General features: G+C 44.7%; 12 protein-coding genes. 10 read left to right on the top strand and 2 right to left on the bottom strand.

What is annotated here, in order from left to right; all coding sequences use genetic code 11:
- Positions 1–58: 58 nt before the first annotated feature.
- Entirely contained in the window at positions 59–895 is an 837-nt protein-coding gene (locus tag L0U88_RS16510; RefSeq protein WP_234867268.1) for an endonuclease/exonuclease/phosphatase family protein, read from the top strand.
- A gap of 54 nt (positions 896–949) precedes the next feature.
- Here the strand turns inward: L0U88_RS16510 and L0U88_RS16505 are convergent, their stop codons facing one another.
- Together L0U88_RS16505 and L0U88_RS16500 are read right to left on the bottom strand one after the other, a co-directional pair.
- Complete coding sequence (locus L0U88_RS16505; RefSeq protein ID WP_234867265.1) at positions 950–2,005, bottom strand: sensor histidine kinase; 1,056 nt, start codon at positions 2,003–2,005, stop codon at positions 950–952.
- Positions 2,002–2,688 carry a response regulator gene (locus L0U88_RS16500; RefSeq protein ID WP_234867264.1) on the bottom strand — a complete coding sequence of 229 codons (687 nt, stop codon included), beginning with the start codon at positions 2,686–2,688 and terminating at the stop codon, positions 2,002–2,004. The genes L0U88_RS16505 and L0U88_RS16500 overlap by 4 nt, the downstream gene beginning before the upstream one ends.
- A 144-nt stretch (positions 2,689–2,832) precedes the next feature.
- Here L0U88_RS16500 and L0U88_RS16495 point away from each other — a divergent pair, with 144 nt between their 5' ends.
- From L0U88_RS16495 to L0U88_RS16455, 9 genes are all read left to right on the top strand, one after another.
- Positions 2,833–5,058 (top strand): hypothetical protein, encoded by a 2,226-nt coding sequence (locus L0U88_RS16495; RefSeq protein WP_234867262.1) that lies wholly within the window; start codon positions 2,833–2,835, stop codon positions 5,056–5,058.
- A gap of 12 nt (positions 5,059–5,070) precedes the next feature.
- Complete coding sequence (locus L0U88_RS16490) at positions 5,071–6,843, top strand: ABC transporter ATP-binding protein (protein ID WP_234867260.1); 1,773 nt, start codon at positions 5,071–5,073, stop codon at positions 6,841–6,843.
- A complete protein-coding gene (locus tag L0U88_RS16485; RefSeq protein WP_234867258.1) occupies positions 6,818–6,994 on the top strand; it encodes a hypothetical protein in 177 nt (58 codons plus the stop codon). Before L0U88_RS16490 ends, L0U88_RS16485 begins: the two co-directional genes overlap by 26 nt.
- 335 nt (positions 6,995–7,329) lie before the next feature.
- Positions 7,330–8,430, top strand: coding sequence for a F0F1 ATP synthase subunit A (gene atpB, locus L0U88_RS16480; protein WP_234867257.1), 1,101 nt, complete (start codon positions 7,330–7,332; stop codon positions 8,428–8,430).
- Positions 8,431–8,473: 43 nt separating this feature from the next.
- The gene (gene atpE, locus L0U88_RS16475; protein ID WP_039139733.1) at positions 8,474–8,725 is read left to right on the top strand and encodes an ATP synthase F0 subunit C; all 252 of its coding nucleotides are present in this window, start codon (positions 8,474–8,476) and stop codon (positions 8,723–8,725) included.
- 139 nt (positions 8,726–8,864) lie between these two features.
- The gene (gene atpF / locus L0U88_RS16470; RefSeq protein WP_234867255.1) at positions 8,865–9,368 is read left to right on the top strand and encodes a F0F1 ATP synthase subunit B; all 504 of its coding nucleotides are present in this window, start codon (positions 8,865–8,867) and stop codon (positions 9,366–9,368) included.
- Positions 9,369–9,422: 54 nt separating this feature from the next.
- A complete protein-coding gene (gene atpH / locus L0U88_RS16465) occupies positions 9,423–9,986 on the top strand; it encodes an ATP synthase F1 subunit delta (RefSeq protein ID WP_234867254.1) in 564 nt (187 codons plus the stop codon).
- A 26-nt stretch (positions 9,987–10,012) separates the two neighbouring features.
- On the top strand, positions 10,013–11,590 hold the full coding sequence (gene atpA, locus L0U88_RS16460) for a F0F1 ATP synthase subunit alpha (protein ID WP_234867252.1): 1,578 nt from the start codon (positions 10,013–10,015) through the stop codon (positions 11,588–11,590).
- A 328-nt stretch (positions 11,591–11,918) separates the two neighbouring features.
- On the top strand, positions 11,919–13,007 hold the full coding sequence (locus L0U88_RS16455) for a hypothetical protein (protein ID WP_234867250.1): 1,089 nt from the start codon (positions 11,919–11,921) through the stop codon (positions 13,005–13,007).
- Positions 13,008–13,101 lie beyond the last annotated feature (94 nt).

Here is a 13,101-nt window from a genome sequence, read left to right as displayed (position 1 = left end):
ATTCCTGCTGAAAACCATCAAATACAAAATAACTTTAGCAGGCAATAAACAGAACAACATGAAAAAAACAAGATTAGTGGTTTTGCTCTGTATGCTGTTAGCAGGTTTCCTGGTGCAGGCGCAAAATCTGGTTACAGGCAGCTTTAATATCCGTTATGCTAATCAGAATGATACGGGTAATCTTTGGGTCGACAGGGCTCCTGTTTGTGCAGCCCTTATTCGCTTTCACCAGTTTGACATTGTTGGTACACAGGAAGGCTTACGCCACCAGTTGGATGATTTGCAAAACGCTCTTCCTGGTTACGCGTTTTATGGACTAGGTCGGGATGATGCCAAAACAAAGGGCGAGCACTCTGCTATTTTTTACAAAAAAGATCGTTTTCTGGTAAAAGACAGTGGTGACTTCTGGTTATCTGAAAAACCGGATGCACCCGGCTGGGGTTGGGATGCCAAACACAATCGGATCTGTACCTGGCTTAAATTGGAAGATAAAAAAGCGAAGAAAATATTTTATGTGTTTAATGTCCACTATGATCACCAGGGAGTAGTTGCAAGAACTGAAAGCAGCAAACTGATCTTAAAGAAAATCCAGGCTATTGCCGGAAAAAATCCGGTCGTTTTGATGGGCGATTTTAACGGAAATCATCAATCTGACTGGTATTTACAGATTCAAAACAGTTCGAATCTGAAAGATACCTATACCCTGGCTAAAGACCCCTATGTAAACAATGGAAGCTTTAACAGCTTCCGTCCTTTCCCCAAATCAAAAGATATTATTGATCATATCTTCATCAGCAAGCCATTTAAAGTGATCCGTTATGGTGTCCTGACAGATACCTATCATGGGAAATTTCCATCTGATCACTACCCGGTATTAGCAGAACTCAGTTATTGATTTCCACCGTTTTTCTATGCTGCCTTACGCTACCGCGTAGGGCAGTTTTATTTCCTATCCTTCTCCTCTTGTAGACGAAAGTGTGAATCCAATGGTGGTTCCAACGTCCGGTTTGCTTCGTACGTGCATGGATTCGCCATGAGCTTCAATAATATGTTTACAGATAGCAAGGCCCAGACCTGTGCCGCCTTTATCGCGACTACGAGCTTTATCAGTACGGTAAAACCGTTCAAAAATGCGCGGCAAATGTGCTTCTTCGATTCCAATTCCGTCATCGCTTACCTCCACCAATACTTTAAACTCATCTGTATTGTACACACTGATAACTATACTGCCGCCAGGCTTGCCGTACTTGGTGGCATTGGATATCAGGTTAATCATAACCTGACGGATCCGCTCCTTGTCTGCAAAAACATAAACAGGCGCCTCACACCCTTTTTTAATAGAAGCTGTAATTTCCTTTTGACTTAGTTTAATGGAGAGTGATTCAATAACTTCGCGGATCAGTTCCTGCACCACAAAATACTGTTTGTACAATACCTGCTCTCCGCTTTCTAAACGTGATATTTCATCCAGGTCATTCATGAGGTTTACCAGGCGATCAACATTTCGGCTGGTATTTTCCAGAAAACGTTTACGAACATCCGGGTTTTCCATCGCGCCCCCTAGAAGTGTATCGATATATCCCTGTATAGCAAAAATCGGAGTCTTGAATTCATGTGCCAGGTTCTGTAGAAACTCCTTTCGAAATGCCTCATTCTTACGTAATACCTCGATCTCTCCCTGCCGCTGTACCGCCCATTTCTCCACGTCTTCCTTAACCTCATCAATACTTTTCTGAGGTATAATGTATTTGTTATAAAACTCCTCCCTTTTGGTTGCCTTGGTCTGGTAAATGAACTTATAAATAAGCTTGATCCGGCGATAGATGAATTGCTGCAAAAAATAAAAAATGAGCAGGTAGGCAACCAGAAATAAAACTGCAAAGGAGGCAAGCGCGATCAGCCAGTCGTCCACCAGGATGAAATTAGCGAGCCCCACTAATGCCGAAATGGCAAATGCCAGCACAGCACTCACCTGCCTTGGTGATAAATTTTTGAATTGGATCATAAATCAAACTTGTATCCAACCCCTTTCACGGTGGTAATACAATCTAATCCCAGTTTTTGCCGGATTTTACGAATATGCACATCAATGGTGCGGTCTCCTACGATCACTTCATTGCCCCAAACCTGGTTCAGGATTTCGTTCCGAAGGAATACCCGACCCGGACGGGAAGCGAGTAAATATAATAACTCAAATTCTTTTTTGGCGAGGGTTATCTCCTTGTCGTCCACCATTACCACGAACTTAACGGGATCGATCACCAGATTGTCCATCATCAGCACACCGGTTCCGGCTTCCTCTTTTTTGGTAACCCGGCGGAAAAGGGCATTCACCCGGCTGGTTAGTAATTTCGGGCTAATGGGCTTGTTTATATAATCATCTGCACCCGTGTCGAGCCCTTTCAACTGGGAGGATTCATCACTCAGCGCTGTAAGAAAAATGATAAGGGTATCCTTGTAGGCCGGTTGGGATCTAAGTAACTCACAAACTTCCACCCCATTCTTTTTGGGCATCATGATGTCCAGAATAATCAGGTCGGGTTTGATCTGTTTGGCTCTCATCAGGGCTTCATCACCGTCTTTGGCAGTGTAAACGGTGTATCCTTCCGCCTGCAGATTGTACTGGATGATTTCTAAAATATCCGGTTCGTCATCGGCGATGAGAATCTTTTTATCCCTGTTATCCATTAATAATTTGTTTACGCAAAGTTAATGCTGCCTGATAAGCAGCCAATTTTCAGCCGATTATGAAATTGTTAAGGGCAATTTTAGTGTTACTGAAACGTTATGCAGGTGTTGCATTGTGTAAATTTGAATCCAAGGCTCCTATCTATGAACAAACTGATACCCTTTTCCAGCCTGGTTTTAGCCAGTCTGGGTTCGATCGCACAGACCTCGGCATCTGGCTTCCAGGCCATGCCGGTTGCCACTTATCCGGTGGAGCGCAGCCGTGTGATCTTTCATGAAAACATCGATAAAGAACAAAAGAAACTGTTTCAGCAGCCCGGCTCTTATGTGAAAGGCTATATTCCACTGAGTAAGGATGAGACCATTAATACAAGTGTACGGTATGCGATGGTTGACCAGCTGGATGCTATCCAGAAATCGGTTGAGCTGGATTCTCTACTGAAGGATAATGAAAAAATTAAATATTTAAAAGGGCTGGAAATCCTTGCCAGGAATTTTGGTTCGGGTGCCCGTGCCCGTCAGATCCAGCCTGCACTGGCTCCGGAAATGATTGAGCATTTCAGCGAAGCCATGTCGTTGGATAAAAAAAGTAAGGGTATTGATCCTGTGGTTGCCAAATCTCATTATTGGGTAGGCAAAATCATTGTGGATTGTTTTTCCTATCCGGAGAATATTGGGGTAAAAGCCAGTAAAGATATCCTGCAGATCAAATACCTGCAGCTATATCCTGAGCGCACCATGCCTTTCCTGAAAACCAATTTTGCTTATCCAAAGCGCGATAGCCTGATAGCTGCCGAAGCTCGCCGTGATCCGCGTAAGGTCTACGATTATGCAGCTTCGAATGATGCGCTGGCCCGGTATATCCGCATTCACCCTGATCCAGTGGTGAAAGTGATTGCGGAAATGGCTTCCAGTCGCAGTGGTCAGTTATACTTTCCCTTCATTGATGAAATTTACCGTGGTAAAATGACTTTTGAAGAGGTTGATAAGGTGAAAGACAACGACCTGGAATATTACCGCCTGATGGTGAAAACACGCCTCAACCACACAGAGCGGATGCTGCAGAAAGATACCCCAATGGAGCGGAAAGCCCTTATTGAACGCATGGATAACAAGGCCCGCCAGTATTTTATCAGCCAGATCAACGGATTGCATAATTCCCCTGACCCGGTTCGGTTTAAAGTGGTGGAGTCTTTGAATCCGCAAGAGCTCTATTATCTCTGTGTGCTGGGGGAAGATGAAATTTATACTTCCAGCTACCGGGGCGTTTTCAAAAGGATCATTACCAAATTGAAAGGAACTCCAACCGATAGTTTGTTCATGAGTATGAATTTTGACTATTTCAGGAAGTTCATCAAAATGGCTGCGGCATATAATGAATTAGATACCCTGCTTAAACTGATGCCGGATTCCAACGCAACAGTGCTGATGAAATCTTTCATGTTTGGCCTGGAAAAAACAACCAGCCTGAATAATGTGGAGGATGCGGTAGATGTGGCAGATGCCTATTCCAGCATCTTTGAAAAGAATAAAGTGCTGGCAGCTAATATGCTGGAAGAAGCCCGTTTGAACTATGAACGCAATGTTCAGAACGGTGATCTAAATGGGCAGAAGATTTACCAGATTGAAAAAACGTTGTTTGAATCGGCGGATACTACTTCGAAAGTCGATTTATCAAAAGCTTTGGGCATACCTCCGGTATATACCGTACCGTTTGAACGTCTTGCAGACTCAGCCGGTCGGGTTATTCAGCAGGTCTTTTTCTACGGCGATGACGATAAGGATGGCCAGGTTTCCTTCGCGAATTTCATGACCCTGTTCAAGGGAAAACCCGAATGGGCGGTTACCGAAAACAAGGATTTTGTTACCATCAAATCCACCAAAGGAAAGCCGGTATGGATTTTTGCGAACAAGCCGCTATACGGATTGGATGATCCGGATGCCAAAGCCCAGGCCAAATTGCAGGAATACCTGGATCAGAATCAGTTGTATCCAACAGTGTATATCCATCGCGGACATAGTTATCATGTGAAGTCTTCACTTGGTCAAATTACTCCTAGTGCGCGCATTGTAGTGCTGGGGTCCTGTGGTGGTTACAATAACCTGAATGACGTCTTGACGATTAGTCCGGATGCCCATATCATTTCCTCCAAGCAGATAGGTGCCCGCGCGGTGAATGAACCTATATTGAATTCTATTAATACTTCCCTTAGAAATGGCGCTGCTATTGAATGGATGCCCATGTGGACGGAGCTTGGCAAGCTTTTTACAGGGGAGGCAAAAGAGCGCTTTGATGATTATATCCCACCCTATAAAAACCTGGGTGCGATCTTTATCAAAGCCTACAGAGGGGTGGAAGAGGAAGAATAATATCTTTGCGCCATGTCATCGACCTCTGGCAATAAGAAGATATTTGACTGGACATTGTTGAGAAGGGTATTCAGCCTTGCCGCACCTTATCGGAAAAAAGTGATGTTATCACTGGGTTTGGCAATCTTGCTGGCCTTACTAACACCGGTGAGACCCTGGCTGATCCAGATCACAGTAAATAATTACATACGGAACGGGATGCTCGATTGGGTAATCCGAATCACCTTGATTCAATTCGGATTGCTCCTCGTGGAGACCCTGTTCCGTTTCTTTTTTACATTCACTACTTCCTGGCTTGGACAAACGGTGGTGAAAAACCTGCGGGTGCGTGTTTTCAATAAGGTAGTGGGATTGAATCTCTCCCAATTTGACGCAACACCCATTGGTACACTTACCACTCGTACGATCAATGATATCGAATCGGTAAATGAAGTTTTTTCAGACGGACTGATTCCCATCATTGCTGATTTCCTTTCCATTTTATCAATATTATTTGTCATGTTCTGGGTCGACTGGAAACTGGCCCTGATCAGCCTGGCGCCTTTTCCATTCCTGATTCTGGCAACCTATATTTTTAAGGAAAGTGTAAACCGGTCTTTTATCCGGGTGCGGAATGCAGTGGCGGCGTTGAATGCCTTTGTACAGGAGCATTTGACGGGGATCCAGGTGGTGCAGACGTTTGCGGCGGAGGAAAGGGAGTTTGACAAGTTTAAAAAAATCAATAAAGAACACCGGAACGCCAATATCAATGCGATTTTTGCCTATTCGGTCTTTTTCCCGGTGGTTGAAATTGTACTGGCAGTCTCCACCGGACTGCTGGTTTGGTGGGCGGCGAGTCATGCGTTGCAACTGCCACCCGAGCAGGGGGCTGAGATGGCAGGTAAAATGATCTCTTTCATATTGTTTTTGAACCTGCTGTTTCGTCCGCTTCGGGTGATAGCAGATAAATTCAATGTGTTGCAGATGGGCATGGTGGCCAGTGAACGGGTATTTAAGGTACTGGACAATGAAGATTATATCCAGACCGAAGGAAGCTTTGCACCGGATAAAGTGGCGGGTAAAATAGAATTTGACCATGTCTGGTTTGCTTACAAGGATGAGCAGTATGTATTAAAGGATCTGAATTTCACGGTGGAACCTGGCGAAACAGTAGCCCTGGTGGGGCATACAGGTAGTGGCAAGACTTCGATCATTAGCCTCCTGAACCGCTTGTATCATATCAATAAAGGCAGTATCAGGATTGATGGAGTAGAGGTGGAGGAATACCGGTTGGAAGCATTGAGACGGCAAACCGGTGTGGTGCTTCAGGATGTTTTTCTTTTTTCCGGATCGGTACTTGAAAACATTACTCTTCGCAATCCAGCCATCAGTCGCGAGCAGGTTGAACGTGCTGCTAAAATGATCGGGGTGCATGAATTCATAGAGTCACTACCCGGCGGTTATGATTATAAAGTGATGGAGCGGGGTGCAACGTTGTCATTAGGTCAGCGGCAGATTTTGTCTTTTATCCGGGCACTTTTATATGATCCAAGCATTTTGATCCTCGATGAAGCCACTTCCAGCGTGGATACGGAAAGTGAGCAATTGATTCAGCAGGCGATTGAAAACCTGATATCGGGCCGTACGGCGATTGTAATTGCGCACCGCCTCAGTACGATCCGCAAGGCAGATAAGATCATTGTATTGGATAAAGGGGAGATCCGGGAAATTGGTTCTCATGAAGAATTGCTGGAGCGGAAGGGCTATTACCACAGTTTGTATGAGTCGCAGTTTGAAAAGGGGTAGGGAAGAGGAGACAAAGGAGAATGGAAGAAAGGAGAATGGAAGAAAGGAAGATGGGGGAATGGAACGGGAGACAAAGGAGAATGGAGGAGGGAGAATGGAGGCGATGGAGACGGGAGACGGGAGGAGGATGGAAACAAAACCTGCGAAATAAATCTGCGGTTCCAATTTTTTGGAAGTTGGAGATGTGGTATGTTGGATGGTTATTGATTTTAAGTTTTTGATATTCAATAATTTATATATTAAATCGGGGCACTCCCTTCCTTACTGGAATGCCCCTAAATGAATCCTTATTATCTATTTTACCGGTTGCTGCTGTTTCCCGTCTCCTGTTTCCGCCGTCTCGCGTATCCTGTCTTCCTTTCCGCCGCCTCCTGTTCCCTGCCCCCCGTCTGCCCCCTAGTCCTTAAACTTCATAGTTCATAGTTCATAATTCTTACTTCATAATTCCCCCTTCCTCCCTATCTTTGCGCAAAATTTTGAAACGGCATGGCAAGGAAAAGCGTCAAATCTTTACTGGTAGCGACTTTCAGCGCATTTTTGGTATGTTTCGGAACCGCTGTTCTGGCCAATGAGGGCGGTGGCAACGGGAAAGCTGAAAAATTTGACGCCGGTAAAGCCATCCTGCATCACATTGCTGACTCACACGAATGGCATTTTTTCACAATTGGAGAAACACATGTAACCCTGCCGCTTCCTATTGTTGTATATTCTCCGCAACGCGGACTCAGCATATTTTCTTCCTCCAAATTTCACCACGGTGAAACCATACATGAGGGGTATAAACTGGATCATGATCATATCGTGCCGGTTGATGCCAGCGGAAATGTGGATGCATCCGTTAAGGTCTACGATTTTTCCATGACCAAAAACGTGGTTCAGATGTTACTGGCAGTAATTACACTGGTGCTTATTATGACCAGCATCGCAAAAAAATATGCTGCCAATGGTGCGAACAAAGCACCCAGTGGATTGCAGAATGCGGTAGAGCCAGTGATTACCTTTGTAAGAGATGAGGTGGCAAAACCCAACCTGGGACATAAATACCAGAAGTACCTGCCCTACCTGCTGACTGTATTCTTCTTCATTCTTATCAATAACCTGTTTGGCTTATTGCCCGGTGCTGCTAACGTAACCGGTAATATTGCTTTCACCATGCTGCTTGGTTTGGTTTCCTTCATCGTAATTATGTTCAGCACCAATGGTCATTTCTGGGGACATATCTTCTGGCCTCCGGGTGTACCCTTCCTGGTGAAGCTAATCCTTATACCAGTGGAACTGTTGGGTGTATTTATCAAACCCGCTGCCTTGATCATACGTCTTTTTGCCAACATGACGGCTGGTCACATTGTAATCCTGAGTTTTGTATCCCTGATCTTCATATTTGGACAAATGAGTACAGTGGCTGGATGGGGCTTCTCTCCCGTATCCATCGCGTTTTCTGTATTTATTTATGTGATTGAATTACTGGTTGCCTTTATCCAGGCATTTATCTTCACCAACCTAACTGCCGTTTTTATTGGTCAGGCAATGGAAGGTGAACATCACCACGAGGAAGCTCATGGACATGAAGCGGCAAAAGCACACTAAACTGATTTGAACTTTTTTTTATAAAACACAAAACACAAATTGTATGTCTATCATGAACATCCTGTTGGAAGTAGGTCAGGCTCAGTTGGGTGGTGCTATCGGCGCCGGACTGGCTGCGATCGGTGCTGGAATCGGTATCGGTCAGATCGGTAAAGGTGCGGTTGAGTCAATCGCTCGCCAGCCTGAAGCTGCCAACGACATTCGTGGAAACATGATCCTGACTGCAGCGTTTATCGAGGGTGTTGCCCTTTTCGCTGTAATCGCGGGTCTGCTGGCGGTATTGACCACCGGATAATCCACGCAAAAAAATTAGCTGGTCCGGAGCAAAGGGCCGAGGACCAGCCAATTTTAAAGTGAGACGTGAGATGTGAGACGTGAGATGTGAGACGTGAGATGTAAAAAAAGAAAATAAATTGACCTTTTAATTTAATAAAATGGAATTATTACTGCCTGCTTTAGGTTATTTCGTTTGGACCCTGGTAGCTTTCCTGATTGTTTTCTTCATTCTGAAGAAATTTGCCTGGAAGCCCATCATTTCCTCTCTTTCTGAAAGAGAAAAAAATATCGCTGATTCCATTGCGACCGCTGAAAAAGTGAAGCTGGAAATGGCCCAGATGAAGAACGAAAATGAAGTGCTGATGGCCAAAGCCCGTGAAGAACGTTCACAGTTGCTGAAAGAAGCGAAGGAACTGAAAGATAAAATCGTAAACGAAGCGAAAGAGCAGGCCAAGGTGGAAGCATCTAAAATAATGGCAGATGCCCAGGCTACCATAGAGCAGCAGAAGAATGCAGCGCTTACGGATGTCAAGAATGTAATCGGTAATATGGTAATCGAAGTAACGGAGAAGGTTATTCGCCGTGAACTGGCTTCCAAAACTGAGCAGGAAAATTATATCCGCAGTCTCGCTAATGAGCTGGGAACTGCATCACGTAATTAAGTCAGCATTCCACTGAGTTTAGGAATCAAGGAATACAATTTGAAAAAATAAATTATGCGCAATACACGTGTTGCCAGAAGATACGCAAAAGCCCTGATGGACATTGCAGTTGAAACCAACCAGGTGGAAACTGTTAAGAAGGATGTAGATCTGCTGAAGGTTGCTACAACTGGTGAGTTGGATCTTGTCCTGAAAAGTCCGATTATTCGTCAGGATAAAAAACAGGCTATTTTCTCAGCAATATTTGAAGGAAAAGTAAGTCAGCTTACCAGTATGTTCTTCAGCTTATTGTTCGAAAAAGGCCGCGAAATTGTACTTCCTGAAATTCTGGACGCATTCAATGCAGCATATCGTAAGATGAAAGGAATTGAAATTCTGGAACTGACTACGGCGGTTGCTGTTTCCGATGAGGTGAAAGCAAGCATCGTTGACAATTTTAAAAAGATGCCGGAATACAGTGCCAATACTTTTGAGGTTAAAGAAAAGCTGGATGAATCCATACTTGGTGGCTTTCTAGCTCAAATCGGTGATAAGCTGTATGATGCCAGCATCCGGAATGATTTGCAGGCAATCAAAAAGCAGTTCGTTGAGAACATGTATATTCAGAAAATCAGATAACAAAACAAACGTCTAAATAAAGTTATATGGTAGACATTAAACCAGATGAAATATCAGCGATACTGCGCCAGCAGCTGAGCAACTTCAACGCTTCTGCCGACCTGGAAGAAGTGGGTACCGTTTTGCAGGTGGGTGATGGTATCGCCCGTGTATACGGACTGAGCAACGTGCGCGCAGGTGAGCTGGTTGAATTTGCCAACGGAGTGAAAGCAATCGCCCTGAACCTGGAAGAAGATAATGTGGGTGTAGTATTGATGGGTGAGTCATCCGAAATCAAAGAAGGTGATAAAGTAAAAAGAACCGGCCAGATCGCTTCCATTAAAGTAGGTGATGGATTGGTGGGTCGTGTTATCAATACCCTGGGCCAGCCGATCGACGGTAAAGGTCCGGTTACCGGAGACCTCTATGAAATGCCACTGGAGCGTAAAGCGCCGGGTGTAATTTTCCGTGAGCCGGTAAAAGAACCGCTTCAGACCGGTATCAAAGCAATTGACGCGATGATTCCGATTGGTCGTGGTCAGCGGGAATTGATCATTGGTGACCGTCAGACAGGTAAAACTGCTATCGCGATTGACACCATCATCAATCAAAAAGAATTTTTCGATGCGGGCAAACCCGTTTATTGTATATACGTTGCGATTGGTCAGAAAGCTTCTACCATTGCAGGCGTGATGAAGACCCTCGAAGAAAATGGTGCGATGCAGTACACTACCATCGTAGCAGCTTCTGCATCTGACCCTGCTCCTCAGCAGTTCTATGCTCCTTTTGCTGGCGCAGCTATCGGAGAATTCTTCCGTGATACCGGTCGTCCTGCCCTGATCATTTATGATGATCTGTCCAAGCAGGCGGTAGCTTATCGTGAGGTGTCCCTGCTGCTTCGTCGTCCTCCTGGTCGTGAAGCATATCCTGGTGACGTATTCTATCTGCACAGCCGCTTGCTGGAGCGTGCAGCAAAAATCATCGGAAAAGATGAGGTTGCCCGTAATATGAATGATCTGCCTGAAAGCATCAAACACCTGGTAAAAGGTGGTGGTTCCCTGACTGCTCTGCCAATCATTGAAACACAGGCGGGTGACGTATCTGCCTATATTCCTACGAACGTAATTTCAATTACCGACGGTCAGATCTTCCTGGAAGGTAACCTGTTCAACGCTGGTATTCGTCCGGCGATCAACGTAGGTATTTCGGTTAGCCGTGTGGGTGGTAATGCGCAGATTAAATCCATGAAAAAAGTTGCTGGTACCCTGAAACTGGACCAGGCACTGTATCGTGAGATGGAAGCGTTCTCCAAATTCGGTGGTGATCTGGACCCGGCTACCAAACTGGTACTGGATAAAGGTGCCCGTAACGTGGAGATCCTGAAGCAGCCCCAGTTTGCTCCATTCTCAGTTGAGAAGCAGGTAGCGATTATTTATCTTGGTACACAAGGTCTGCTGCGGGATGTGCCTGTAAATAAAGTAAAAGAGTTTGAAGAGCAGTTCCTCCATGAGATGGAAGCCAAACTGCCGAATGTACTGGCTGAATTCAAGAAGGGCGGATTGCCTGAGGATGGCCTGAACAAGATGGTGGAACTGGCGAAGGGAATTGCAGCGCAGATGAAATAAGAAGTGAGACGTCAGATGTGAGATGTGAGACGGGAATGCCCGTTATTTCATACTTCACACTTCTTAATTAATATTTCCAAAAGGGGGTGTATCGACTGATACATCCCCTTTTGCTTTGCAGGTCTCACATCTCACATCTCACATCTCACGTCTCACATCTGACGTCTCAATTCCTCTTATTGTTCCATTCGTCGAAATAATTTTCCCAAGCCCTTGCATATGTCAAAAAGGGATGCAATCTTTGTTCTGCGTCTGACATGATCCAATCCTGCTGAATGGCTGTTATCCAGTACCTATGGGCATTTTGATAATCCACCCATAGTTGATCATGAAAAGAACGTACCCGTCGATGTTACCCGCATTGACAATTCTATACAGCAGCCTGTTTTTATTGGTTGGTACCTCTCAGGCCCAATCACCCCAGGCAACAACTCCTTTGTATTTTCATCATCCTGTTTTGATCGAAGGTCAAGCCGGTCAGGTAGGATCTGCTTATAAGTTTACTGGCGTTATTTCAGCTTCCAATGGCCAGCCACTGACAGATTGTGTAGTTCGGGTAGAGGCTATGTCGGAAGGAGTTGAGTTGCAATCAATTGATCAGGAGGAAAGTAATCAGCTGGCGGCATTTGAACCTGTAGTGGAACATCAGCAAACCATTGGTGCAGCGTCTGTAAGTTTCAGTTTTGAGTTTGTACCGCATGATCCTGCTACTAATACGGAGGGTAAATACATTTTTCCAGCACTTGCTGCTTCTCTCTCCGGTTTAAAAGGACTAGAAGATGCACAGGCGTTCGCCGAATGTGCTATCGGTAAAAATGGTCGGGTATGGGTAAACCGGGATTCGAAAAATATTATGTTAGCCAGGAGCGGAGATGCTTTCCGAGCTCAGTATAAATGGAGTAATGAAGATGAAACATTGTCAGTAAATGCTACACCGGTAGTATTTGCTAACCAGGATGTAAGTGGCTTTAGAATAAAAATGGGTGTAAACAGTAAAGGTAGTCCCTATAAAGGTCGCTCCGTTTATAACCTTTTGCTGACGGAATCTGTTCCAGTTAGTCAGGCTGGAAACGCTGTTCACTTTGCTTCCCTGGTAAAAAAAATCGACATGTTACCGGAGTGGATAGGAGATGAAACAGTTGTAGTTGTGCAGGATACCAGCAAGGTTAAAACTTTAAAAAAGGTACAGCTTTCCAATGATCTGTTGGTGTTTATTCCGGATGAAATGGTGCAAAAGAAAGTTGTAATAAATATCTATAACCAGAAAGGGGAATTAAGAAGAAAAATTATTGAAGAAAAAGCTCCCCAGCAATTGTTGGTTGAAATCGGAGATCTGGCAGCAGGCTCCTACAAAATAGAAGTACAATCTGATGATAAAAAGTTCACTATGCTGACCATCCGGTCTTCACAGTTGTAGTAAGGTTTTACATTCTTCTCTCCACTCCTCTGAATTACACATCCCTGATCGTTCCAATGCCTGTGGGTTCCGATTTGTTAACCCCAACGCATTA

Origin of the sequence: Flavihumibacter fluminis, from assembly GCF_021491375.1 — a bacterium.
Taxonomy (GTDB): domain Bacteria; phylum Bacteroidota; class Bacteroidia; order Chitinophagales; family Chitinophagaceae; genus Flavihumibacter; species Flavihumibacter fluminis.
This window is presented reverse-complemented; position numbering and strand designations above follow the sequence as displayed.

Excerpts from the sequence above, each read along its gene's own strand:
- L0U88_RS16510 (WP_234867268.1), top strand. The coding sequence starts at position 59 with ATGAAAAAAACAAGATTAGTGGTTTTGCTCTGTATGCTGTTAGCAGGT.
- L0U88_RS16505 (WP_234867265.1), bottom strand. The coding sequence starts at position 2,005 with ATGATCCAATTCAAAAATTTATCACCAAGGCAGGTGAGTGCTGTGCTG.
- L0U88_RS16500 (WP_234867264.1), bottom strand. The coding sequence starts at position 2,688 with ATGGATAACAGGGATAAAAAGATTCTCATCGCCGATGACGAACCGGAT.
- L0U88_RS16495 (WP_234867262.1), top strand. The coding sequence starts at position 2,833 with ATGAACAAACTGATACCCTTTTCCAGCCTGGTTTTAGCCAGTCTGGGT.
- L0U88_RS16490 (WP_234867260.1), top strand. The coding sequence starts at position 5,071 with ATGTCATCGACCTCTGGCAATAAGAAGATATTTGACTGGACATTGTTG.
- L0U88_RS16485 (WP_234867258.1), top strand. The coding sequence starts at position 6,818 with ATGAGTCGCAGTTTGAAAAGGGGTAGGGAAGAGGAGACAAAGGAGAAT.
- atpB (WP_234867257.1), top strand. The coding sequence starts at position 7,330 with ATGGCAAGGAAAAGCGTCAAATCTTTACTGGTAGCGACTTTCAGCGCA.
- atpE (WP_039139733.1), top strand. The coding sequence starts at position 8,474 with ATGTCTATCATGAACATCCTGTTGGAAGTAGGTCAGGCTCAGTTGGGT.
- atpF (WP_234867255.1), top strand. The coding sequence starts at position 8,865 with ATGGAATTATTACTGCCTGCTTTAGGTTATTTCGTTTGGACCCTGGTA.
- atpH (WP_234867254.1), top strand. The coding sequence starts at position 9,423 with ATGCGCAATACACGTGTTGCCAGAAGATACGCAAAAGCCCTGATGGAC.
- atpA (WP_234867252.1), top strand. The coding sequence starts at position 10,013 with ATGGTAGACATTAAACCAGATGAAATATCAGCGATACTGCGCCAGCAG.
- L0U88_RS16455 (WP_234867250.1), top strand. The coding sequence starts at position 11,919 with ATGAAAAGAACGTACCCGTCGATGTTACCCGCATTGACAATTCTATAC.